The 23,512-nt window shown below is 58.2% G+C and carries 16 protein-coding genes and 1 riboswitch; of the genes, 3 read left to right on the top strand and 13 right to left on the bottom strand.

Annotation, left to right across the window (positions count from 1 at the left end; all coding sequences use genetic code 11):
- The first annotated feature begins 207 nt into the window (after positions 1–207).
- Positions 208–305, top strand: a riboswitch (TPP riboswitch).
- A gap of 34 nt (positions 306–339) precedes the next feature.
- Together thiM and thiD are read left to right on the top strand one after the other, a co-directional pair.
- Entirely contained in the window at positions 340–1,137 is a 798-nt protein-coding gene (gene thiM, locus N1689_RS10970) for a hydroxyethylthiazole kinase (RefSeq protein ID WP_260058883.1), read from the top strand.
- Positions 1,124–1,924, top strand: a complete 801-nt coding sequence (gene thiD / locus N1689_RS10965) for a bifunctional hydroxymethylpyrimidine kinase/phosphomethylpyrimidine kinase (RefSeq protein ID WP_260058882.1) — start codon at positions 1,124–1,126, stop codon at positions 1,922–1,924. Before thiM ends, thiD begins: the two co-directional genes overlap by 14 nt.
- 52 nt (positions 1,925–1,976) lie before the next feature.
- On the opposite strand, the gene N1689_RS10960 is transcribed toward thiD, so the two are convergent.
- The 13 genes from N1689_RS10960 to N1689_RS10900 form a co-directional block, all read right to left on the bottom strand.
- Positions 1,977–2,663 (bottom strand): GntR family transcriptional regulator, encoded by a 687-nt coding sequence (locus N1689_RS10960; protein WP_161732247.1) that lies wholly within the window; start codon positions 2,661–2,663, stop codon positions 1,977–1,979.
- An 87-nt stretch (positions 2,664–2,750) separates the two neighbouring features.
- Complete coding sequence (locus N1689_RS10955) at positions 2,751–4,211, bottom strand: mannitol dehydrogenase family protein (RefSeq protein ID WP_260058880.1); 1,461 nt, start codon at positions 4,209–4,211, stop codon at positions 2,751–2,753.
- A 66-nt stretch (positions 4,212–4,277) separates the two neighbouring features.
- Entirely contained in the window at positions 4,278–5,561 is a 1,284-nt protein-coding gene (locus N1689_RS10950) for an MFS transporter (protein WP_222925228.1), read from the bottom strand.
- Positions 5,562–5,643: 82 nt separating this feature from the next.
- The gene (locus tag N1689_RS10945; protein ID WP_222925229.1) at positions 5,644–6,654 is read right to left on the bottom strand and encodes a Zn-dependent oxidoreductase; all 1,011 of its coding nucleotides are present in this window, start codon (positions 6,652–6,654) and stop codon (positions 5,644–5,646) included.
- A 10-nt stretch (positions 6,655–6,664) separates the two neighbouring features.
- Positions 6,665–7,879 carry a D-mannonate dehydratase ManD gene (gene manD / locus N1689_RS10940; RefSeq protein WP_161732254.1) on the bottom strand — a complete coding sequence of 405 codons (1,215 nt, stop codon included), beginning with the start codon at positions 7,877–7,879 and terminating at the stop codon, positions 6,665–6,667.
- 531 nt (positions 7,880–8,410) lie between these two features.
- Positions 8,411–9,310 (bottom strand): lipid kinase YegS, encoded by a 900-nt coding sequence (gene yegS / locus N1689_RS10935; RefSeq protein WP_161732256.1) that lies wholly within the window; start codon positions 9,308–9,310, stop codon positions 8,411–8,413.
- 220 nt (positions 9,311–9,530) lie between these two features.
- Positions 9,531–10,913 carry a tRNA 5-hydroxyuridine modification protein YegQ gene (yegQ, locus tag N1689_RS10930; RefSeq protein ID WP_260058978.1) on the bottom strand — a complete coding sequence of 461 codons (1,383 nt, stop codon included), beginning with the start codon at positions 10,911–10,913 and terminating at the stop codon, positions 9,531–9,533.
- A 267-nt stretch (positions 10,914–11,180) separates the two neighbouring features.
- Entirely contained in the window at positions 11,181–11,888 is a 708-nt protein-coding gene (gene baeR, locus N1689_RS10925) for a two-component system response regulator BaeR (RefSeq protein ID WP_161732258.1), read from the bottom strand.
- 6 nt (positions 11,889–11,894) lie between these two features.
- Positions 11,895–13,283: a two-component system sensor histidine kinase BaeS gene (gene baeS / locus N1689_RS10920; protein WP_161732260.1), complete on the bottom strand. Its 1,389-nt coding sequence runs from the start codon at positions 13,281–13,283 to the stop codon at positions 11,895–11,897.
- Complete coding sequence (locus tag N1689_RS10915) at positions 13,280–14,686, bottom strand: MFS transporter (RefSeq protein ID WP_222925230.1); 1,407 nt, start codon at positions 14,684–14,686, stop codon at positions 13,280–13,282. The genes baeS and N1689_RS10915 overlap by 4 nt, the downstream gene beginning before the upstream one ends.
- A 51-nt stretch (positions 14,687–14,737) precedes the next feature.
- Positions 14,738–17,812 carry a multidrug efflux RND transporter permease subunit MdtC gene (gene mdtC / locus N1689_RS10910; RefSeq protein ID WP_253419310.1) on the bottom strand — a complete coding sequence of 1,025 codons (3,075 nt, stop codon included), beginning with the start codon at positions 17,810–17,812 and terminating at the stop codon, positions 14,738–14,740.
- The gene (locus tag N1689_RS10905; protein WP_161732266.1) at positions 17,809–20,931 is read right to left on the bottom strand and encodes an MdtB/MuxB family multidrug efflux RND transporter permease subunit; all 3,123 of its coding nucleotides are present in this window, start codon (positions 20,929–20,931) and stop codon (positions 17,809–17,811) included. The genes mdtC and N1689_RS10905 overlap by 4 nt, the downstream gene beginning before the upstream one ends.
- Positions 20,931–22,169 (bottom strand): MdtA/MuxA family multidrug efflux RND transporter periplasmic adaptor subunit, encoded by a 1,239-nt coding sequence (locus N1689_RS10900; RefSeq protein ID WP_161732268.1) that lies wholly within the window; start codon positions 22,167–22,169, stop codon positions 20,931–20,933. The genes N1689_RS10905 and N1689_RS10900 overlap by 1 nt, the downstream gene beginning before the upstream one ends.
- A 238-nt stretch (positions 22,170–22,407) precedes the next feature.
- Here N1689_RS10900 and N1689_RS10895 point away from each other — a divergent pair, with 238 nt between their 5' ends.
- Positions 22,408–23,367 (top strand): aldo/keto reductase, encoded by a 960-nt coding sequence (locus N1689_RS10895; RefSeq protein WP_253419301.1) that lies wholly within the window; start codon positions 22,408–22,410, stop codon positions 23,365–23,367.
- Positions 23,368–23,512: the final 145 nt, after the last annotated feature.

The following is a 23,512-nucleotide window of genomic DNA, read 5'->3' as shown; positions in this document are numbered from 1 at the left end:
GTTATTATGGGGTCACCAGAGTCACTGCGGGAAATATTATTCCTCAGGGTAATAAACACTTCTACTTATAAAGAGGTATTCCGATAGCCCGCAGCATTAAGCCTTTTTTTGTACTGCTGAGAGTTGATCGGGATCATGTGAATTGTTTCAGTTCCGATTATTTTCCAGGCTTGCTTTAACAGTACGGCTTGCCTATGCTGCAAGCCGTAACACGACTCGGGGTGCCCTTCTTAAATGAAGGCTGAGAAATACCCGTATTACCTGATCTGGATAATGCCAGCGTAGGGAAGTCTGATGCCTGACCGCATTCGCCTTCTTGTTCGCCGGTTGGGAGCTACGATGACACATCAATCTCCACACCTTTCTGCTGCGCACTTCGCGCCCGTTCTGCACACTTTCCGCCGTCAGTCACCGCTGGTGCACTGCATGACCAATGACGTGGTCCAGAACTTCACTGCCAATGTGTTACTCGCGCTCAATGCCTCACCGGCAATGGTGATCGATGCTGACGAAGCGGCACAGTTCGGCCGCTTTGCCGATGCGTTGCTGATTAACGTGGGCACGTTAACCCGCGAGCGCCAGCAGGCGATGCAGGCTGCCGTTATCGCGGCTAATCAGGCGGGCACCCCCTGGACACTCGATCCGGTTGCCGTCGGCGCGCTGACGCTGCGCAGCGACTTCTGTCAGCAACTGCTCAGCCAGCAACCGGCGGTGATTCGGGGAAATGCGTCAGAGATTCTGGCGCTGGCACAACAGGCCGGCGGCGGGCGCGGTGTCGACACGCTGCATCAGGCGGATGCAGCACTCAATGCGGCCCAACAGCTCGCGGAAACCTGGAGCACGCTTGTGGTCGTCACCGGTGAAGTGGACTACGCCACCGACGGCCGGCGACTCCTTGCCATAACCGGTGGAAGCCCGTTAATGACGCGCGTGGTCGGAACCGGCTGCGCACTTTCTGCTGTAGTGGCGGGATTCACTGCTCTGCCAGGCGATCGGCTGATGAACGTGGCGGCGGCCTGTCAGATAATGGCCCTGTCGGGTGAAAAGGCAGCGGCGCAGGCAGCCGGACCCGGCAGCTTTGTCACGGCGTTTATTGATGCACTCTGGACGCTGGAGGTAGAGCATGAAGCGCATTAATGCTCTGACGATTGCCGGTACCGATCCCAGTGGCGGCGCGGGCATCCAGGCCGATCTGAAAACCTTCTCAGCTCTGGGTGCCTACGGCACCAGTGTGATTACCGCGCTGGTGGCACAAAACACCCAGGGCGTGCAGTCGGTTTATCGCATTGCGCCTGACTTTGTTGCCGCCCAGCTCGATTCGGTACTGGATGATGTGCGTATCGACAGCGCAAAAATCGGCATGCTGTCTGAAACGGCCATTGTGGAACAGGTTGCAGCCCGGCTGAGGCGTGCTGAGATCCCGTTTGTCGTGCTGGATACGGTCATGGTCGCGAAAAGTGGTGATGCGCTGCTTTCGCCAGACGCCGTGGCCAGCGTACGGGAGCAGTTATTACCGCAGATGTCGCTGATCACGCCAAATCTGCCGGAAGCGGCGGCGTTGCTGGATTGCGCTATCGCCACCAATGAGGCAGAGATGCGCGAGCAGGGGCGGGCCTTGCTGGCACTCGGCTGTCAGGCCGTGCTGATGAAGGGCGGTCATCTGGCGGCGTCGGAGAGTCCGGACTGGCTGATTACTCACTCAGCGGAACAGCGATTCAGCACGCCACGCGTGCATACCCGTCATACCCATGGCACCGGCTGCACGCTGTCGGCCGCCTTAGCCGCGTTACGTCCGCGCCATACTGACTGGGCAGAGACGATTGAGGAAGCGAAAAACTGGTTGCAGCAGGCGCTGTTACAGGCGGATTCGCTGGAGGTCGGGAACGGCATCGGACCGGTGCACCATTTTCATCAGTGGTGGTGACGGCGAAGGTCCGCATCGACCTGGTAATCAGGCGGTGCGGGCAGTTTCCGTTTCAGGGCGCTTCAAACCAGGCGCTGTTACGCTCGGCAATCGGGGTGATTGAGAAGATCATCTCCTGCAGGTGACGACGCATCGCCGCTTCGGCGGCATCGGCGTCATGGCGCTTCAGCGCGGCAAAAATCTCTTCATGCTGCTCAATCAGCCTCTCCGGTGGTGAGACTTCACTCAGCGTCAGAAACCGCACCCTGTCCATAGCCGCTTTTATGTTTTCCACCGTCTCCCAGGCGAGCTTGCAGTCAATGCTTTCAGCGATCAGGCGATGAAACTCATCGTCCAGAGTGAGGAAAGCCTGGCTGTCATGCCGCTCAGCGGCCATGCGCTGCAGCTGCAGATTATGTTCCAGTGCCATCAGGGCGGGATCGTCAATCTCCACCGCTGCCCGCCGCACTACCGACACTTCCACCGCCTCACGGATAAACCGGCCATCCGCGACACGTTTAGCGGAGATTTTGCGCACGAAGGTGCCGCGCTGCGGCAATACCTGTACCAGTCCGGCTTCAGCCAGCTTAATGAACGCTTCACGCACCGGCTGGCGTGAGACGTTGAAGCGTGCTGAGACCTCTTTTTCAGAGAGCAGCGAACCTGGCTGAATTGCGCAGGTAACAATATCTTTGCGCAGATAACGGTAAATCTGCTGATTTACCGGTTCGCTGGTAGTAATGGTATAGGCGATCGACATGCAGCAATATCCATATTACGGCTGACCGGGGCCAGCGCGATGGGAAAGTGTCAGTCTAATCAGCGCGCTGCGTCTGCGCCAGCGCTTTTAGCCGCGGTTGAGACACTGATGCACTGTGGCACGCGCGCCCTGGGTGGTGAGTTGCTGATACCAGACAGTCAGTCGGGCAACCACGTCGCTATTCTGCGCCAGATCCTCGCCGAATACTTCGCGGATGGCGAGCAATGCCCGCACGCGAGACTCACCTTCTTCACTGGTGGCAACGCACTCTGCGAGCTGCGCTTTCAGCGGATCGCGGATGTCGATCGGCTGACCCTGTTCATCGACGCCGCCGACATAGCGCATCCAGCCCGCTACGCCCAGCAGCAGCAGGTCGCAGTCGCTACCGCGCTGCAGGTGCCAGCGCAGGCTATCGAGCATACGCTGTGGCAGTTTCTGTGTGCCGTCAGTGGCAATCTGTCCGGTGCGATGTTTAATGGCGCGATTTTCATAACGCGCAATCAGTGAATCGGCATAGGCGTTGAGATCCACGCCCTGAGTGCGCAAAGTAGGAGCCTGCTCATCGATCATCAGTGAACGGGCGGCGGCGCGGAAATGGTGATCGGCCATGCAGTCGCTGATGTATTCATAACCGGCAAGGAAGCCGAGATAGGCCAGGAAAGAGTGGCTGCCATTCAGCATGCGCAGTTTCATCTCTTCATAGGGCAGAACGTCACTGACCAGTTCTGCGCCCGCGTTTTCCCACGCCGGACGACCATTGACGAAGTTATCTTCAATCACCCACTGGAAGAAGGGTTCCGCTTCAACCGCAACCGGGTCGCTGGAACCCAGGCGCGCGCTCAGGGCCGCAAACGCCGCATCGGTCATCGCCGGAACGATGCGATCGACCATGGTTGAGGGGAAGGTAATGTGCTGCTGAATGTACTCTGCCAGCGCCGGATCCTGCTGCCGCGCCAGTTGCACAATCACGTTGCGGGTGACATGACCATTTTCCGGCATGTTATCACAGGACATCACGCTGAAGGCAGGTAGCCCCTGGTCACGGCGGCGGCGGATCGCGGCCAGAATCAGACCTGGCAGCGAGCGTGGCGCATCCGGATGCTGCAGGTCATGGACGATATCGGGATGATCGGGATTTAAATTGCCACTGGCGGGCTGATGACAGTAGCCTTTTTCAGTGACGGTCATGGAGACAATCGCCACTTCAGGCTGACTCATGGCGTTAATCACCGCCTCAATACCGTCACTTTTACCGTGCAGCGCCTGGGTAATAACGCCAATTACCCGGGTATGCAGGGAATCATCAGCCATCTCGGTGAGGGTATAGAGCAGATGCTGCTCACGCAGAGCCTGAATCAGCGCGCCGCTGTTGAGGTTCACTTCGCAGTATCCCCAGTCGCTACCCTGTTCAGCCAGCCTGTCGCTGCAAAGTGCCTGATGAGCGCGATGAAAAGCACCAAAACCGATATGCACCATGCGGGTTTTTAACTGGCTGCGGTCGTAAGCGGGGCGCCGGACCTCAGCGGGGAGGCAATCAATCTGTAACATAGTCCGTCCTTATGGCAAACGGGGCGCAAAGCGCCCCAAAACATCGTTCTGTTAGCGGAACAACACTCAGACCGAAACCGGTTTATCCTCAGGTTTCGGACTGCGAATCACAAACAGCACCAGGAAAGCCCCCAGCGCGGCGACACAACCCGCCAGCACAAAGGCGCTATCGAATTTACCGGTATGCTGAACAATAAAGCCGGTGACGATCGGCCCGATGATGCCGGAAAGGCTCCCCACCAGATGGATAAAGCCGCTGATGCTGCCGATACGACTTTTGTGCACCACATCCTGAATAATCGCCCAGTAGATCGCGCCGGTGATGTAGAGGAAGAAAATCGACACAGACATCATAATTACCGCAGGCACCACATCTTTTATCGTACCCGCCAGCGCCACACAAATTGCGGCGGCCAGCAGTGAGACCACCAGCACAATTTTGCGGGACAACAACAGCTTGCCGGTGATGTTAAAGATCTTATCGGAGATCCAGCCACCCAGTGCCAGGCCAACGAAACCGACGATCCACGGGATCATGGTGGTGATGCTCATTGATTTGATATCCAGGCCGTGCGCCTGCACAAGGTAGGCCGGGAACCAGCTCAGGAAGAAGAACAGGATGTAGTTGTAGCAGAAGAAGGCAAATGCCGTGACCAGGATAATCGGCTGGCGCAGGTAGTAGCCAAACGGATGTGACGTTTCTGACAGGTCAACCTCATCATTCGGGCTGGTGGCTTTCAGGCGATCGATCAGCTGACGCTCTTTTTCGGTGACCAGTTTGCTCTTCGCCGGATTATCAGCGGCAAAGAAGAGCCAGAACGCCATCCATACCAGACCGATACAGCAGACGATCACAAAGGCCGGACGCCAGCCATAGGCCAGGGCCAGATAACCAATGATCGGGCCGGCGACTGCGCCACCTAAAGGTGACCCGGCACTAAGTAAACCCATCGCCGTGGCGGCCTGTTTCTTCGGGAACCAGCCATTAATCGCTTTGTTAGCCGAAGAGCAGATCGGGCCTTCAGCCATGCCGAACAGCACACGCAGGATCAGCAGCGACCAGAAGCCGGTGGCCAGCGCGGTCATGCCGCAGAAAATGGACCAGGCACCCACCGCCACGGCCAGTACGATTTTTGGACCATAGCGGTCAGTGGCAAGCCCGCCAAGGAAGTTAAACAGGGCATAGCCAAAGAAAAAGCTGCCGAAGATCATGCCAAACTGCTCAGCATTAATCGCCAGATCTTTCTCTACCAGCGGTACGGTCAGCGACAGGGCGACACGATCGAGGTAGTTAATCATGTAAACCAGGAACAGCAGCAAAACGAGGGTCCAGCGCAGATTCTTGAACATACAAACTCCGTGATCTGTTTTATCTTTATAGTCATGCCGGCGGGTACGCACCGGCTGAGGAGACCTGGTGTTCAGCGGATAATTAACCCATCTGAAGTATGACTTTGCAGCAGGTGCGCGGATCTTTTTCGAACAGGGTCATCGCGCGTTCAATTTCATGCAGCGGAAAGTAGTGAGTGACCAGCTTCTCTGGCTGGATTAACCCTTTTTCCATCCATTCGATCACCTGTGGGAAACGATTGCTGTTAAGACGTGAGGTAAACAGCGACAGCTCCTTACTGGTCAGGCTCTGCTGAGTAATGCTGCACGGCTCGCCGGAGAAGCCCAGCAGACCGATGCGCGCGGCGGGTGAGGCGAGGGCAGCTGCTTCAGCCAGAATGGTGGGATGGCACGCCGCGTCGATAATCAGCGTAGGCTGCACGCCCTCAAGTTGTGCCGCCAGCGGGATTTCGCTGTTATCGAACAGTTGATCGGCACCGCTCTGTTCTGCAAGTGCCAGCCTTTCCGGCAGGCGATCCACCACCATCACCTTTTTAACCTTATAGACGCCCTTCAGCACCTGAATCGCAGTAAGCCCCATCGGACCGGCGCCGTAAATCAGCGCCACATCGTCTGGCTGTGGCTTGAGAAACGCGGTGATATTGGCGGCAATAGTGAAAGGCTCAATCAGACTGGCGAGCCGATCGGGGATGCTGTCCGGCAGGGAAAAGGCATTTTTCGCCGGAGCCAGCGCAAACTCGCTGAAGCCGCCATCACGGTGCACGCCAATCACCTGCAGTGTGGTGCAGACATTGGGACGGCCTACCGAGCAGGGATAACAGCTGCCGCAGCTCACCACCGGATCCACCGCCACGCGGTCGCCCAGCCGGGCCGGATCAACACCGTCGCCCACCGCGTCAATCACGCCAAAAAACTCGTGACCAATCACTCGCGGATATTTGGCGAACGGGTTATGACCGTGCCAGATATGCACGTCCGATCCGCAGATGCTGGCATAGGCCACTTTAATACGGACTTCGCCCGCCGCGGGTTGTGGCCGTGGACGTTCAGCCACCACCAGTTCACCCGGCTGTTCAATAACAACGCTTTTCATCAGCTTCTCCTCACCAGTTCCACAGGGTGCCATCTTCAAGACGGGCAACCGGGAGATAGGCAGGTTCATAGGGATATTTCGACGCCAGTTTCTCGTTGAATTCAATGCCGAGACCGGGTTTGTCGCCTGGATGCATGTAGCCCTGGTCAAAGGTCCAGTTAGCCTCAAACAGCTCCATCATCTGTTCGGAGAAGCCCATGTACTCCTGCACACCGAAGTTCGGCACCCAGAGGTCAAAGTGCAGTGCAGCCGCCATGCAGATAGGGGAGAGATCAGAAGGACCGTGCGAGCCGGTGCGTACCTGATAGAGCGAGGCAAAATCAGCGATACGCCGCATACCGGTAATGCCGCCCGCATGCGTAATGGTGGTGCGGATGTAGTCGATCAGCTGTTCTTCAATCAGCTGCTTACAATCCCAGATGCTGTTGAACACTTCCCCCACGGCAATCGGCGTGACGGTATGCTGGCGGATCAGGCGGAAGCACTCCTGATTCTCAGCAGGCGTCGGATCTTCCATCCAGAACAGGCGATAATCTTCCACGCTCTTGCCAAAACGCGCCGCTTCGATTGGCGTCAGGCGATGATGCATGTCATGCAGCAAGTGCTCATCGAAACCAAACTTGTCACGGATGGCGGCGAACAGTTTCGGGGTGAAATCGAGGTATTTCTCGGTTGACCAGAGCTGCTCTTCGGGCCAGTTACCTTTAGTTGCAGGCTCATAGGCCAGACCTTTGCCTTTCGCCATGCCGTAGGTGGTTTTCATGCCCGGGACGCCGCACTGCGCGCGGATCGCTTTAAAGCCAAGCTCTTTGTGCTTCGCGTAGTCATCCATCACTTCATCAATGGAGTGGCCGGTGGTGTGGCAATAGACCATCACGCCGGTGCGTGATGCGCCACCCAGCAACTGATACACCGGCATATTGGCGGCTTTGCCTTTGATATCCCACAGTGCCATATCGACGGCCGAGATAGCGGACATGGTGACCGGGCCACGACGCCAGTAAGCGCCCTTGTAGAAATATTGCCAGATGTCTTCGATCTGATGCGCATCGCGGCCAATCAGCTGCGGGCAGACATGATCTTTCAGGTAGGAGGCGACCGGCAGCTCGCGGCCATTCAGCGTGGCATCACCCACGCCGGTCAGACCCTCATCGGTGGTGATTTTGAGCGTGACAAAGTTTCTGCCTGCGCAGGTTACAAATACTTCCGCCTTAACAATTTTCATCCTGGTTGCCTTTCAGTCAGCGTTCAATGACGAAAAAGTACGCGCTTTAATACTACCATACAAGTTAGTCTGGCAGAGTTGTGAAGCCAGTCACAGACTGTTTTCTGGGACGAAATGGGGTAATGAACTGGCGTATTATTTGGCGACAAAAAGGGCGGCGTGGTAGTAAAACGACGGGCGGCCAGCGTGAAAAAGGGGCTTTCGCCCTCTTAAGGTTATTGACAGCGTCTGCCCCTGCTGGCTGTAAGACCCAGCCGACGAAGGGAACACAGTCAGATCGGAAAGTCGCAAAAGCCGCCATCCCTGGCATGCTCGTCCCGCGCGATTACGCACCTCATCCCTGAGGTGCGCCCGTAACCGGGCCAACGCGTTGCGTTGTTCAAAAACGCTCCCGGCGTTTTTGTCCCTGACGCGGGACGCTTCCCTCCTCTGCCCGTGTTCCCTACGCTTTAAGCTAATGCGTTGCTGCTAAATTCGTACAGCTGTGAGTTTGTCAGTAATCTGAAGGGGCTTTCGCCCCCTGACCCATGCTCAGGAAAGGAGTTCACACTGTGGTGGCAGGCGACAGCTCAGCGCGCCCGCCATCACCTGAATCACGAATTCGCGCCCGGAGAGCGGTTCGCCATCAAGGTTAAAGGTCATCTCGTGCGGAGAGCGAATCGTAAGCGACTCCAGCTGCGTGGTGACGATGCCGGGATTGTCATCGTCGCCGGTCAGGGAGTGCAGCAGCGTCGGCAGCAGCTCCTGCGCGGTGACAACACTGACGTCCAGTCGGCCATCATTGATCAGGGCAGAAGGGCATAACCGCTGACCGCCGCCCGCCTGACGACCATTACCAATACCGATCACCAGCGCATCACCCTGCCAGGCGAAATCGGGGCCGCTGATCTCGCAGGTATCGGGTTTCAGGGTATCCATGCGCATCAGGCCGTGAATAAAGTAGGAGACGCCACCCAGCGCCGACTTCAGCTTTTCCGGCGTTTCAGTCGTGATACGGGTGCCAAACCCGCCGGTCGCCATATTGATGAAGTAGTGGCTCTGATTTACCCTGGCCAGATCGATGGCACTAGCTTTGCCCTGAATTGCCAGTCGCAGTGCCGGTTCCATCTCTTCCGGGATGCCGACGCTGGTGGCAAAATCGTTGGCGGTACCCAGCGGCAGGATGCCCAGCACCGGGCGATGATCCGCTTCAGAAGAAGCCAGCGCTGTCGCAATTTCATTGATGGTGCCATCGCCACCACCGGCCACCACGGTCGCGGCCTGCAGCGCAATGGCCTCTTTAACGTACCTGTCGCCGTCACCTTTTTCAAACGTGACACGCACCGCAATGTCGAAGCCTTCTTCACGCAGAGTCGTAATAGCTTCGCGCAGATCATCATTACCCGCGCCTTTCCCATTCAGGATGAGCAGCGTAAGCGGTTTATTATCCATTTTGCGTTCCTTGAAGATCTACAGAGTAAGAAGGGATTTATAACACAGCTGCCAGCAGTAAATTATTGGCGAAAGAGAGAAAAAAGAAAACCCGCACGGGGGAGCCGGGCGGGTAAATGAGGTGGTTCCTGGTAAATCTGCCGTTTGTTGTTACTCGTTAGCAGCAGGCGGGACTATAAAGCAGCGCTGCGCAGGGGTCTGTGATCCTGTTCTGATTTCCTCAACATGTTTCCGTTGGTAAACGATTATGAGGGTCCCGGGTATCTTCACCGTGATCAAAATTGCGCAGCAGCAGTGCAAAACGCAGATCCACCTCCTCGGGCACCCGCAGCCAGACGCGATGGCCATCGCCCGGCGCAACTTCAGTGGGTTCGCCGCGCGCATTCTGCAGCGCGTCCAGCTGGCAATTCAGATTCCCTTGGGGCGTCATGATCTCCACGCTGTCGTGCAGCATAAACTTATTCTTCACCGCTACTTCAGCCCATTCGCCCCGGCGTTCGCCGGTGAATTCGCCGACAAACTGCTGGCGGTCGGACACCGAAAAGCCCTGCTGATAATTCTGGTAACTGTCGTGAGTGTGGCGGCGCAGGAAACCTTCGGTGTAGCCACGATGGGCCAGGCCTTCCAGCGTTAACAGCAGTGAGGGATCAAACGGCTTACCGGCCGCGGCATCATCAATCGCCCGGCGATAAACCTGGGCAGTGCGGGCGCAGTAGTAGTAGGACTTGGTGCGTCCCTCAATCTTCAGTGAATGTACGCCCATCTCGCTGAGCCGCTCCACGTGCGCCACTGCGCGCAGATCCCGCGAGTTCATGATGTAGGTGCCGTGTTCATCTTCGAACGCACTCATCACCTCGCCGGGCTTCATCTTCTCTTCCAGCAGAAATACCTTGTCGGTGGGCTGACCGATGCCCAGCGTGGGCGTCACATCCTGTACCGGAATAGGCTCATGACTACCGACGATATTCCCCACTTCATCCTGCTGGCCTTCCGCCACTTTATACTCCCAGCGGCAGGCGTTGGTGCAGGTGCCCTGATTCGGATCGCGTTTGTTCATATAGCCCGACAGCAGACAGCGACCGGAATAGGCCATACAGAGCGCACCATGAACAAAGACTTCCAGCTCCATCTCCGGCACCTGCTGGCGGATCTCAGCGATCTCCTCCAGTGACAGCTCGCGTGACAGAATCACCCGGCTCAGCCCCATCTGCTGCCAGAATTTTACCGTGGCCCAGTTGACCGCATTGGCCTGCACCGACAGGTGAATCGGCATCGTCGGGAAAGCCTCACGTACCAGCATGATCAGGCCGGGATCGGACATGATCAGCGCGTCGGGCTGCATCGCCACCACCGGCGTTAAGTCACGAATAAAGGTTTTCAGCTTGGCGTTGTGGGGCGCAATGTTCACCACCACGTAGAATTTTTTACCCAGCGCGTGCGCTTCATTAATGCCCAGTGCGAGATTCTCGTGGGTAAATTCGTTGTTGCGCACGCGCAGGCTGTAGCGTGGCTGGCCGGCATAGACGGCATCGGCACCATAAGCAAAGGCGTAACGCATGTTCTTCAGCGTGCCGGCGGGGGAAAGCAGTTCGGGTTTCATGATGTTCTCACTGATGTCAGGTCAGTATGTCGCCTTAAGCGGCAGAAGCAGAGCCGTTAAGAGCCTATCCCATTCGGCTATTTTATTTGTCAGTCTGAACCTGGGCAGTGCTCACAATCCTCACGTACTACGTGTACGCTCCGGTTGTTCCGCGCTGTCCGTGTCCAGACTGCCTGCAACAATTACGCCTACTGGGATAGGCTCTAAGCCCTGCAAAAGGTGCGGAATTGTAGGCAGTGAGAAAAGGGAAGTAAATTGATCGGGATCAAACTAGATCAAATGACAGGCATCGGCTTCCCAGCGATAGCCCATGCCGTAAACGGCACGGATAAAGGGTTGCTCGCTGTCGAGATTCTCCAGCTTGCGCCGCAGATTCTTGATATGGCTGTCGATGGTGCGATCCGTGACCACGCGATAGTCATCATAGAGATGGTTGAGCAGCTGTTCGCGTGAAAAGACCTTGCCCGGCTCCAGCGACAGGGTTTTCAGCAGCCGGAACTCCGCCGGGGTAAGATCCAGCGGCTTTTCACGCCAGCTGGCGAAGAATCGGCTCTCATCAACCCGCAGTAACGAGGCGCTCTGCGGCTCCTCCGTCGACCGTTTTATCCGGCGCAGGATTGTTTTGACCCGCGCCACCACTTCACGCGGGCTGAAGGGTTTACAGATGTAGTCATCCGCGCCCAGCTCCAGCCCCAGCAGCCGATCAATCTCCTCGGTGCGGGCGGTGACCATAATAATCGGCAGCTCGGAATGGCGACGGATTTCACGGCACAGCGTTAAACCGTCGGTGCCTGGCAGCATTAAATCCAGCAGCATCAGGTCGGGTGGCGTCTGGCGCACGTAATCCAGTACCGCGTTGCCGTCGGCGATGTGATGGGTACGGTAGTTCGAAGCGTGCAGATAATCGATCATCAGCTGCGCCAGTTTCGGCTCATCTTCGACCACCAGAATCAGCGGGTCATGGTTTTCCTGGCTCATAAGCGTTTACACAGGGGGAACATAGCGCAAGTGTAGCGCGATTTTCAGTCCACCTAAATCAGAGTGCGTCGCATGAATATCGCCGCCGTGGGCGTCTGCGATATTTTTACAGATGGCCAGGCCCAGGCCCGAACCGCCGCTGGCGCGATTGCGCGAGCCTTCGGTGCGGAAAAAGCGCTCAAAAATCTGCACCTGATGTTCTCTGTCAACGCCGGGTGCGCTGTCATCAAACTCAATATGCCAGTGAGGGGCTTCATACTTCAGCGTCACTTCAACCCGGCCACCGCTGTCAGTGTAGCGCAGGCTGTTCTCCAGCAGATTCGTGAACAACTGCATCAGGCGGTCGGGATCGCCAAAGAAGGGAGCGTTGTCGGGCAAATTCAGCTTCAGCGTCAGGCCATGTGCGCGGTAGCGCTCGGCAAAGCTGCCCGCCGTTACTTCCAGCAGTTGCACCAGATCGGTCGCCTGCTTGCGGTAGGCGAGGGCACCCACGTCCGACAGCGACAGCTGATGCAGGTCTTCGACCAGCTTGGTCAGCACCACCACTTCACTCTGGAGTGAGGCGATCGCGTCTGGCGTCAGTTTGCGTACGCCATCCTGCATCGCTTCCAGTTCACCGCGCAGGATCGCCAGCGGCGTGCGCAGCTCGTGGGAGATATCGGCCATAAAGGCGCGGCGCATGCTTTCGTTTTTCTCCAGCGAACTGGCCAGCAGGTTAAAGTCACCGGCCAGCTGGCCAAGCTCATCCCGGCTGCTGACCTCAACGCGGGTGGCAAAATTACCAGCCGCCAGATGATGCGTGCCATCGACCAGCCGCTTGACCGGCGCCAGCAGGCCACGCGCCATCAGCCAGGTCGCCAGCGCCGCCAGCAGCGTTGACAGCCCCACGATAATCCAGCTGGTGCGCCGCTGCTGTTGATCAAAATTAATGTCGGTACTGCGCGTCAGCCGCTCCGGCGGCGAGCCGATGACCCAGCCGACCACTTTGCCGGTGCTGGTGGTAATGTTGCGGCGCGTCCCCTCCGGCGGCACCGGCGCACGCGGCCCGACCATCACTTTATATTGTTGATCGAGGATCCAGAACTGGGTGCGCCAGCCGTGTGGCGGCAGCTGGCTGTTGCTGTCGGGATTCTGCTCCAGTGAGCGCAGCATGGTGAAGACCAGCCGATCGTTGTGGCGTAAAAAATCCCAGTTCCCATGCTGCTCATACTGATCGGCCAGCGCATCGCTGAGCAGATTTAACCGCTGCTCATTGCCGCGCTTAATGTAGTCGACAAAGCCGTGTTCGAAACTGAGGCGAACGCCCCAGTGCATAGTGATCAGCACCAGCATGCAGGTGGCGAAAATCGCCATAAACAGTTTGGCCCCGATTCCCAGGCGCAGGTTAACACTCATTTTTTTCTCCGGCGTCGCAGATCAACGTTGGTACTCACCTGTGGCGGAACGCGCCAGAACACCAGCGCGGGCAGGATGATAATCAGCGACATGCAAAGGTAGGTATAAATAAACATCTGGTGTTCCGCTGGGCTGTTTGCCGTACTCTGCTGGGCAAACGCGCCCAGCAGCAGCCCGGCCACGGTGACGCCAATACTCATCGACAGCTGCATAATCATCGACAGCAGGCTGTTACCGCTGGAGGCCAGCTCATCGGGCAACTCCTTCAGCGTCAGGGTATTCATCGAAGAGAAGCGGATGGCGTTGACCATACCCTGCAGAAACAGCACCAGCGGCAGCAGCCAGACCCAACCCATGAGCGCCACCAGCGGGAACAACAGGACCACCAGCGCCAGCGCTACGGTCGACATCACCAGCACATTACGGTAGCCATAGAGATTGACGATGCGCACCACAATGCGCTTCATCCCCATATTCCCCAGCACCATCGGAATCATCATCAGACCGGCGTGAAACGGGCTGTAGCCCATGCCGAGCTGCAGAAAAATGGGCGTCATAAAGGGCAGCATGCCGCTGCCGATGCGGCCGGTAAAACTGCCGAGCAGGCCAATAGAGTAAACGCGATGATCAAACAACTTCAGGCTGAACAGGGCGTTATCATTTCCGCGCGCATGCATCAGGTAAAACAGCAGAGAGAAAATGCCAGTGAGGATCATGGCCCCCAGCAGCAACGGCGAACCGCCGCTGCTGCGCTGACCATCCAGCGCCAGTGTCAGGGTAGCCATACCGGCGGCCAGCAGAATAAAACCACCGAAATCAAAGCGGCGCGTCTGCATGCTGTAGTTGGGCATCAGCATCAGGGTGGCGATAGCGCCTGCGATACCGACCGGAATATTAATCAGAAAGATCCAGTGCCAGCTGGCGTACTCGACCAGCACACCGCCCAACGCCGGACCCAGCAGCGGACCAATCTGGCCAGGCAGGGTCACAAAGGTCATGGCGGACATATACTGTTCTCGCGGCACGATTTTCATCACCGTCAGGCGACCCACCGGCACCATCATGGCCCCGCCAATCCCCTGAACCACGCGCGACAGCACCAGCTGATCCAGCGTGCCGGACAGGGCGCACAGTAGCGAACCCAGGCTGAACAGCACAATCGCGCAGAAGAAGATGTTGCGCACGCCAAAGCGATCCGCCAGCCAGCCGCTGACCGGCAGCATCACGGCCACCGTCAGCACGTAATAGACGATCACCGAGTGCATGTGCAGCGGGCTGACGCCCAGGTCGTGTGCCATCGACGGGATCGCGGTATTGACGATGGTGGTATCCAGCGTCTGCATAAAGAAACCGATAGCAACAATCCACAGTTGCCAGCGGACGTTAGTGCTTTGCGTAGTCATCAATCCCCCCGATCAAGGCGTCACATTCCCCGTCTGTCGCCGCCAGACCCATTACGGCTGCTGCGCAGCGGCCAGCGGGCGTTTTCTGCGCCGCAGCTTATCCATCATTAAATAGACGACCGGCGTCGTGAAGAGCGTCAGCAGCTGACTCATCACCAGTCCGCCCGCGATGGTAATCCCCAGCGGCTGGCGCAGTTCAGCACCGTCGCCGCTGCTCAGCACCAGCGGTAGCGCGCCAAACAGCGCCGCCAGCGTGGTCATCATAATGGGCCGGAAGCGTAACAGGCAGGCCTGGAATATCGCCTCGCGCGCGCTGAGCTGGCCGTTTCGCTCTGCCTCCAGTGCAAAGTCGACCATCATGATGGCGTTCTTTTTCACAATGCCGATGAGCAGCAGAATCCCGATCAGCGCAATCAGGCTGAAGGGCGTATCAAACAGTTCCAGTGCCAGCAGCGCGCCGACACCCGCCGAAGGCAGGGTAGAGAGGATCGTCAGCGGATGGACATAGCTCTCATAGAGGATCCCCAGCACGATATAGACCGCCGCTATCGCCGCCAGCATCAGCCAGAGCTGGCTGCTCTGCGACTGCTGAAACACCTGCGCGGTTCCGGCAAAGCTGCCGCGCACGCTGGAGGGCACGCCAATCGCGGTCATGGTGCGTTCAATTGCCTCCGATGCCTGCGACAGCGACACACCTTCCGGCAGGTTGAATGAGATGGTCGAGGCGGCAGACAGCCCTTCATGATTGACCGAGAGTGGCGCATTCGCGGGCTGCCAGTGGGCGAACCACGACAGCGGAATCGCTTTACCTTCGCTGTTTATCACGAACATCTGCGACAGGGCGCTGATATCCTGGGTGTAGCGTGGATCGACCTCCATCACCACTTTGTACTGGTTAAGCGGCTGGTAGATGGTGGAGATCTGACGCTGACCAAAGGCGTTATTCAGCAGGGCATTGGCCTGAGAGACATCGATGCCGAGCCGCGCCATGCTTTCCCGGTCATAGGTCAGCGCCATCTCGCTGCCTTTATCCTGCTGATCGGAGTTCACATCCGCCAGCTGCGGCAGGGCAGAGAACGCCTCGCGAATTTTCGGCTCCCACGTCCGCAGCGCGGCGAGATCGTCCGATAGCAGCGAATACTGATAACCGGCATTCGACTCCCGGCCACCTGCGCGCAGATCCTGCACCGCATTCAGATAGAGGCTGGCACCCGGCTCTTTCGCCAGCTTTGTACGCAACCGGGCGATGATCTCCACGGCACTCTCTTTGCGCTCTGACAGCGGCTTCAGTGAGATAAACATGGAGCCACTGTTGGTGCGCATGCCACCGGTAAAGCCCACCACGCTGTCTACAGCGGGATCGGCACCGACGATCTCCATAAAATCCTGCAGTTTACTGCGCATCGCCTGAAACGAAATGCTCTGGTCAGCAGAGATAAAGCCGGAGAGTCGCCCGGTATCCTGTTCCGGCATAAAGGTTTTCGGGATATGAACAAACAGCCAGCCGGTCAGGAAGATGGTGGCGAAAAACAGCAGCATGACCCAGCGTGCATGGTTCAATACCACGTTAAGCGAACGACCATAACCCTGCTGAAGCGCCATCAGCAGCCGGCCCGCGCCGCGGCGACGGGGCTGGCTGCGCGGCCCGTGGGGCTTCAGCAGATACGCGCACATCATCGGTGTCAGGGTGATGGAGATAAACAGCGAGATGATGATAGACACCGACAGCGTAATGGCAAACTCAGAGAAGAAACGGCCAATCAGGCCGCCGATCATCAGCAGCGGCAGGAACACGGCAACCAGCGACAGGCTCATCGACAGCACGGTAAAGCCGACTTCCCGTACCCCTTTCAGAGCGGCGGCCAGCGGTTTCATGCCCGCTTCGACATGGCGGGCAATGTTCTCCAGCACTACGATTGCATCATCCACCACAAAGCCGGTGGCGATAGTGAGCGCCATCAGCGACAGGTTATTCAGGCTGAAGCCGCACAGGTACATCGCGGCAAAGGTGCCGATCAGCGAAACCGGCACGGCGACGGCGGGGATCAGCGTGGCACGCCCCGAGCGCAGGAAAACAAACACCACCAGGATCACCAGCGCCACGGCGATTAACAGAGACTGCTCCACTTCATGCAGCGAGGCGCGAATGGTGGGCGAGCGATCCTGAGCAATCTGCAGATCGATGGCGGCCGGGATCACCTCATGCAGCAGCGGCATTTCGGCACGGATCCGGTCAACCGTATCGATGACGTTGGCTTCAGGCGTTTTGCGGATCAGCAGCAGCACCGCGGGTTTACCGCGCGACATCCCGGCGTTACGCACGTCCTGCACCGAATCCTCGACGGTCGCCACATCGGACAGCTTCACCGCTGCACCGTTTTTGTAATGCACCACCAGCGGCTGATACTCACGGGCGGTCTGCAGCGCGTCATTGGTACGCAACTGCCAGCGCTGCTGCGCGTCATCCAGTGCGCCCTGCGGCCGACGCTGGTTGGCGTTCGAGATCGCGGTGCGCACCGCATCCAGCGACACGCCCTGATTAAACAGCGCCTGCGGATTGAGCGCCACACGCACCGCAGGCAACGAACTGCCGCCCACGGTGACGTCGCCCACGCCCTCGATCTGCGACAGCTTTTGTGCCAGCTGGGTCGAGGCGTAATCATAGAGCTGACCAGGATTGTAGGTATCCGAGGTCAGCGTCATGATCATAATTGGCGCATCAGAAGGATTTACTTTGCGATAGGTGGGACGCGACGGCATGCCTGTGGGCAGCAGGCTCTGCGCCGCATTGATCGCGGCCTGCACATCGCGCGCCGCGCCATTGATATCGCGATCAAAATCGAACACCAGAATGATGCGGGTGCTGCCCAGCGAACTGGTGGAGGTCATTTCACTGACGCCCGCGATGCGTCCCAGCGAGCGCTCCAGCGGCGTGGCCACCGACGACGCCATAATCTCCGGTGAGGCACCCGGCAGTGATGCCGAGATGACAATCACCGGGAAATCGACCTGCGGCAGCGGTGCTACCGGTAGCAGCCGGAAACCCAGCATGCCCGCCAGGGCGATGGCCAGCGTCAGCAGGGTCGTCGCGACGGGCCGGTTGATGAACAGGGCAAAAAACTTCACTCTGCGGCCTCCGTGCGGCCAAAGCGGCGACGGGTGGCGTGCGCCAGACGATCAAACAGCAGGTAGATCACCGGCGTGGTGAACAGCGTCAGCACCTGGCTCAGAATCAGCCCGCCGACCATGGCAATGCCCAGCGGATGGCGCAGCTCAGCACCGACGCCGGTGCTGAGCATCAGCGGCAGCGCGCCGAGCAGGGCGGCCAGCGTGGTCATCAGAATCGGGCGAAAGCGCAGCAGGCAGGCCTGATAGATGGCATCAACAGGCTTCATACCCTGTTCACGCTCCGCCGCCAGCGCAAAGTCGATCATCATGATGGCGTTCTTTTTCACGATGCCGATTAGCAGGATGATGCCGATAATCGCCACAATATCCAGTTCATTGCCGCTGAGCATCAGCGCCAGCAGCGCGCCAACACCCGCGGTAGGCAGCGTCGAGAGAATGGTGATCGGGTGAATAAAGCTCTCATAAAGCACGCCCAGCACGATGTACATCGCCACAATGGCCGCCACCATCAGCCAGACCGTGCTGCCGAGCGCCGCCTCAAAGGCCAGCGTGCTGCCCTGGAACTGGGTCATCAGTTCGGCAGGCATGCCAAGCTGCGCTTCTGCCTGTGAGACGGCTTTTACCGCATCTTCCAGCGAATAGCCGTCAGCCACGTTGAACGAGAAGGTCGCCGACGGGAACTGGTCGAGATGGTTAATACTCAGCGGCGTGTGGCGCTGCTCGATACGGGCAATGGCACTTAGCGGCACGCTGCCGCCGTCGCTGCTGTTCAGGCGAATAGCATCCAGACTCGCCAGCCCTGGCGTGGCGTTATTATCCTGCTCCAGCACTACACGATACTGATTCGCCTGCGTATAGATGGTTGAGATGAGCCGCTGCCCAAAGGCGTTATAGAGCGCGTTATCGACGTCCGCCATGCTGATGCCAAGCCGGCTGGCACTGTCGCGGTCCACGTTGACATAGGCTTCCAGCCCCTGATCCTGCCAGTCACTGCTGACATCGCGCAGCTGTGGCAGGGTGCTGAGCCGGGTCAGCAGGGCCGGAACCCAGGTGCTGAGCGACGATAGTGAACCCGATTGCAGCGTGAACTGATAAGGCGTGCGGCTCGCCTGGGTATCAATGGTGAGATCCTGCACCGCCTGCAGCCACAGCTGCACGCCCGGTACCTCACTGATCTGCTGTTGCAGGCGCTGCTGAATGGCAGGAATGCGGTCGTCGCGTTGATCCAGCGGTTTGAGGTTGATCTGCAGCCGCGCGCTGTTCAGCGAGGCATTGGTGCCATCTACGCCGACAAACGAGGTCATGCTCTCAACCGCCGGATCTTTCATGATAATGGAGGCAACATCGCGGGTGCGCTGCGCCATACTGGCGTAGGAGACCGACTGCGGAGCCTGGAGCGTACCCTGAATAATGCTGTTGTCCTGCTGCGGGAAGAAGCCTTTCGGGATCACCATCCACAGCAGCAGCGTCAGGACCAGCATGCCCAGCGCCACCGACAGCGTCAGCCAGGGGTGATTCAGCACCCGGCTCAGGCCACGACCGTAGGTGGCGACGATACGATCAAACATCGCTTCACTGGCCCGCGAAAAGCGGTTCTGTTTGCGCAGCGACTCCGCGCTCAGCATCCTGGCGCACATCATCGGCGTCAGGGTCAGTGACACCACCGCTGAAATCAGAATCGCCACCGCCAGCGTGACGGCAAATTCACGGAACAGGCGGCCAATGACGTCGCCCATAAACAGCAGCGGAATCAGCACCGCAATCAGTGAGAAGGTGAGGGAGATAATGGTAAAGCCAATTTCCCCGGCCCCTTTCAGTGCGGCGGTCAGCGGTTTTTCCCCTTTCTCGATATAGCGTGAGATGTTCTCAATCACCACGATGGCATCATCGACCACAAAGCCGGTGGCGATGGTCAGCGCCATCAGCGTCAGGTTGTTAATGGAAAAGCCAAGGAAGTACATCGCTGCAAAGGTACCGATCAGCGAAAGCGGTACGGCCACCGCCGGGATCAGCGTGGCGGGTACGTTGCGCAGAAACAGATAAATGATCATCACGACCAGCGCCATCGCCAGCATCAGCTCAAACTGTGTGTCGTTGACCGAAGCGCGAATATTGGTGGTGCGGTCGGTGAGCAGTTTAACGTCTACCGACTTTGGCAGGGCGGCGGTCAGGGCGGGCAACATGGCACGGATATTATCTGCCGTGGCGATGATATTGGCACCAGGCTGACGCTGAACGTTGAGCACAATCGCCGCATCGCGGTTGGCCCAGGCACCGAGCCAGCTGTTTTCTGCTCCCTGCTCAATGGTTGCCACATCCCCCAGTCGTACCGGCGCACCATTTTTATAGCTGATGATCAGCTGGCGATAATCTTCCGCCGACTTCATCTGGTCATTGGCTGACAGAGTGACGGAGCGGGTCGGGCCATCCAGGCTGCCTTTAGCCGAATTGACGTTGGCATTGCTGATCGCGGTCCGCACCGTTTCGCTGGTCAGACCCAGCGCCGCCAGCGCCTGCGCATTCATCTTCACCCGCACCGCCGGACGCTGACCGCCCGACAGCGTCACCAGTCCGACGCCGCTGACCTGAGAGATTTTCTGTGCGACGCGCGTTTCCACCATGTCCTGCACCTGCGTCAGCGGCATGCTGCGGGTGGTAACGGCCAGCGTCATGATCGGCGGATCGGCAGGGTTCACTTTGCTGTAGACCGGCGGATTAGGCAGATCGTTGGGCAGCAGATTGGTAGCTGAGTTAATGGCTGCCTGCACCTCCTGTTCTGCCACATCCAGCGGCAGCGTCAGCTGGAACTGCAGTGTCACTACCGAGGCACCGCCGGAGCTTTGCGACGCCATCTGTTTCAGGCCAGACATCTGACCAAACTGACGCTCAAGCGGGGCAGTAATCGATGAGGTGACCACATCCGGGCTGGCACCCGGATAGAGCGTGACGACCTGGATGGTCGGATAGTCGACTTCGGGCAGCGCCGAGACCGGCAGGAAGCGGTAGCCCAGTATCCCGGCCAGCAAAATCGCAATCATCAACAGCGTGGTGGCAACCGGGCGCAGAATAAACTGGCGTGACGGCCCGCCACTGTGATCGGGAGGCATGACCTGCATTACTCACGCTCTCCTTTTGACGGCAGGGTCGCGCGGGTGGCGCGCGGAGCATTGCTCTGCGGCGCGACCACCTCAACTTTCGCGCCTTCGGTCAGGCGATCCAGCCCGTCTGTCACTACGCGTTCACCCGCCTCCAGACCGGCGCTGATCACCACTTTCTCACTGTCCTGCAGACCAGCAATTACGCTTTTTTTGCTGACCTTATTGTCACTGTTCACCACCCAGACAAAGTGGCCTTCGTTGCCCATCTGCAATGCGGCAGGCGGAATGACCACTGCATCCTGCAGGGTGTTGACCTTCAGCCGCACATTGACGAACTGGTTAGGGAACAGCGTATCGTCCTGATTATCAAAACGCGCTTTGATTTTGATGGTGCCGGTGGTGACATCAATCTGGTTATCCAGGCTCAGCAGTTTGCCGCTGGCGATCAGATTCTGATTACTGCGATCCCAGGCCTCAACCAATAGCGGCAGGCCGCTTTTCTGCGCCTGCAGAATGGAACTGATGCTGTTTTCTGCCAGGGTAAAAACCACATCAATCGGGTGCGTCTGGGTGATCACCACGATACCGGAGGTGTCGCCGCTGGTGACATAGTTGCCAACATCCACCTGTTTCAGCCCGACCCGGCCAGCAATCGGCGCGGTGATCCGGCTGTAGGTCAGGTTGAGCTGCGCACTGGCAACGCCGCCCTCATCCGCTTTCAGGGTGCCGAGCGTTTCACTCACCAGTGAGCGCTGAGTGTCCAGCTCCTGTTGTGACACCAGCGAGGTTTTTGCCAGCTTCTCGAAGCGCGCCAGGTCACGACGGGCATTCGCCAGCGTCGCCTGATCTTTCGCCAGCTGGCCCTGAGCCTGGGTTAACGCCACCTGATAAGGCCGCGGGTCGACTTCTGCCAGGAGATCGCCTGCGTTCACCTGCTGGCCTTCGGTGAAGTGGATCGCCAGCAGGTCGCCATTGACCCGACTGCGCACCGTGGCGGTGTTAGCGGCGGTCACCGTTCCCAGTCCGCTGAGAAATTGCGGCACGCTCTGGCGAGTGGCGGTTGCGGCCTGAACCGGTGCGAGGGGACGACGCGCGCCATCACCGCCGCCTTTACCGCCACGTGGCGCTGGCGAATCCGTCTGGCTGCTGCTCTGCGGCTGGGCATTGCGTTGCCAGGCATAGTAGCCGCCAGCGGCCACGGCGATCAGGGCCAGCACGATCAGGGTTTTTTTCATAACAGGATGTCGGGTGCTCATGATTGTTGATGCTCTCCAGCAGTGACGTAGTCCCAGGCGCAGGCATGAAAGGGGTAGCCTGCAAACGACAGAGTGTAGTCGCCTCTGACGGGCAAAAGTTGAAGGAAATAAGGATATCTGTCAGGGCGGGGTAATTATGCCTGTTCCTTCATTAATCGCAGCACAATCGTCATAAAGGCGTGAAATGACTTTGCTATGCTGAAAAACAGACCGTTTGCAGGCAAATCAGGAGCAGATAATGAGTCAGAATCAAACCCGGCAGTTGGGTGACAGTGGTATTACGGTGCCGTTACTGACGTTTGGCGGCAATGTGTTTGGCTGGACGGTGGATCAATCCACCTCCTTTTCTCTGCTGGATGCGCTGGTGGATCGAGGGCTGTGGTTTATCGACACCGCGGATGTCTATTCCCGCTGGGCGCCGGGCAATAAAGGCGGTGAATCGGAAACCATTATTGGTGAGTGGCTGAAAAAAAGCGGCAAGCGCGATCGGGTTGTGCTGGCAACCAAAGTCGGTATGGAGCTGTCCCCGGAGAAAACCGGGCTGAAGCCGCAATATATCCGTCAGGCGGTCGAAGATTCACTGCGCCGGTTGCAGACCGACTACATCGACCTCTACCAGGCGCACCGTGACGATCAGGACACGCCACTGGCAGACACGCTGAGCACCTTTGACAGTCTGATCCGCGAGGGGAAAGTGCGGGCGATTGGTGCCTCGAATTACAGCGCGGCGCGGCTTGAGGAAGCATTAAAGATCAGTGAAACGGAGGGGCTGGCGCGTTACGAAACCCTGCAACCTGAATACAACCTTTATGACCGCCAGCCCTATGAGTCGGCGCTGGAGCCGGTGGTCAGGGCGCACGGTTTAGGTGTGATCAACTACTACTCACTCGCCAGCGGTTTTCTCAGTGGTAAATACCGTGATGCAGCGGATGCCAGTAAAAGCGCGCGGGGGCAGGGCGTGGTAGACAAATACCTCAACCCGCGCGGTTTGCGGATCCTGGACGCGCTGGATGCGATCAGCGATGCGCATCAGGTGACACCGACGCAGGTGGCGCTGGCCTGGCAGATTGCCCGGCCCGGTATTACCGCACCGATTGTCAGTGCTACCTCACTTAAACAGCTCGACGATCTGACTGGCGCCATGCAGCTGACGCTGACCCCGGCACAGATTGATCAACTGGATCAGGCCAGCCAGTAAACACAAGGGGCGATAGCGCCCCTTTTTACGCTGTATCTGTCAAAAAATACGCACCTCGCCCAGAGAATAACCAATCAGAGATCCCGATCACAAATGCGTTAATAAACGGATGTTACGGGTAATTATGCGCACGTATTTACAAAAA

It is taken from the genome of Pantoea sp. XY16 (assembly GCF_025153065.1).
In the GTDB taxonomy this organism is placed as follows: Bacteria; Pseudomonadota; Gammaproteobacteria; order Enterobacterales; family Enterobacteriaceae; genus Pantoea; species Pantoea alfalfae.
Note: the sequence above shows the minus strand (reverse complement) of the source record. Positions and strands in the feature narration are given on the sequence as shown.

Bases quoted from the DNA above. Each gene is read 5' to 3' on its own strand.
- thiM (WP_260058883.1), top strand. From the start codon at position 340: ATGACACATCAATCTCCACACCTTTCTGCTGCGCACTTCGCGCCCGTT.
- thiD (WP_260058882.1), top strand. From the start codon at position 1,124: ATGAAGCGCATTAATGCTCTGACGATTGCCGGTACCGATCCCAGTGGC.
- N1689_RS10960 (WP_161732247.1), bottom strand. From the start codon at position 2,663: ATGTCGATCGCCTATACCATTACTACCAGCGAACCGGTAAATCAGCAG.
- N1689_RS10955 (WP_260058880.1), bottom strand. From the start codon at position 4,211: ATGTTACAGATTGATTGCCTCCCCGCTGAGGTCCGGCGCCCCGCTTAC.
- N1689_RS10950 (WP_222925228.1), bottom strand. From the start codon at position 5,561: ATGTTCAAGAATCTGCGCTGGACCCTCGTTTTGCTGCTGTTCCTGGTT.
- N1689_RS10945 (WP_222925229.1), bottom strand. From the start codon at position 6,654: ATGAAAAGCGTTGTTATTGAACAGCCGGGTGAACTGGTGGTGGCTGAA.
- manD (WP_161732254.1), bottom strand. From the start codon at position 7,879: ATGAAAATTGTTAAGGCGGAAGTATTTGTAACCTGCGCAGGCAGAAAC.
- yegS (WP_161732256.1), bottom strand. From the start codon at position 9,310: ATGGATAATAAACCGCTTACGCTGCTCATCCTGAATGGGAAAGGCGCG.
- baeR (WP_161732258.1), bottom strand. From the start codon at position 11,888: ATGAGCCAGGAAAACCATGACCCGCTGATTCTGGTGGTCGAAGATGAG.
- baeS (WP_161732260.1), bottom strand. From the start codon at position 13,283: ATGAGTGTTAACCTGCGCCTGGGAATCGGGGCCAAACTGTTTATGGCG.
- N1689_RS10915 (WP_222925230.1), bottom strand. From the start codon at position 14,686: ATGACTACGCAAAGCACTAACGTCCGCTGGCAACTGTGGATTGTTGCT.
- N1689_RS10905 (WP_161732266.1), bottom strand. From the start codon at position 20,931: ATGCAGGTCATGCCTCCCGATCACAGTGGCGGGCCGTCACGCCAGTTT.
- N1689_RS10900 (WP_161732268.1), bottom strand. From the start codon at position 22,169: ATGAGCACCCGACATCCTGTTATGAAAAAAACCCTGATCGTGCTGGCC.
- N1689_RS10895 (WP_253419301.1), top strand. From the start codon at position 22,408: ATGAGTCAGAATCAAACCCGGCAGTTGGGTGACAGTGGTATTACGGTG.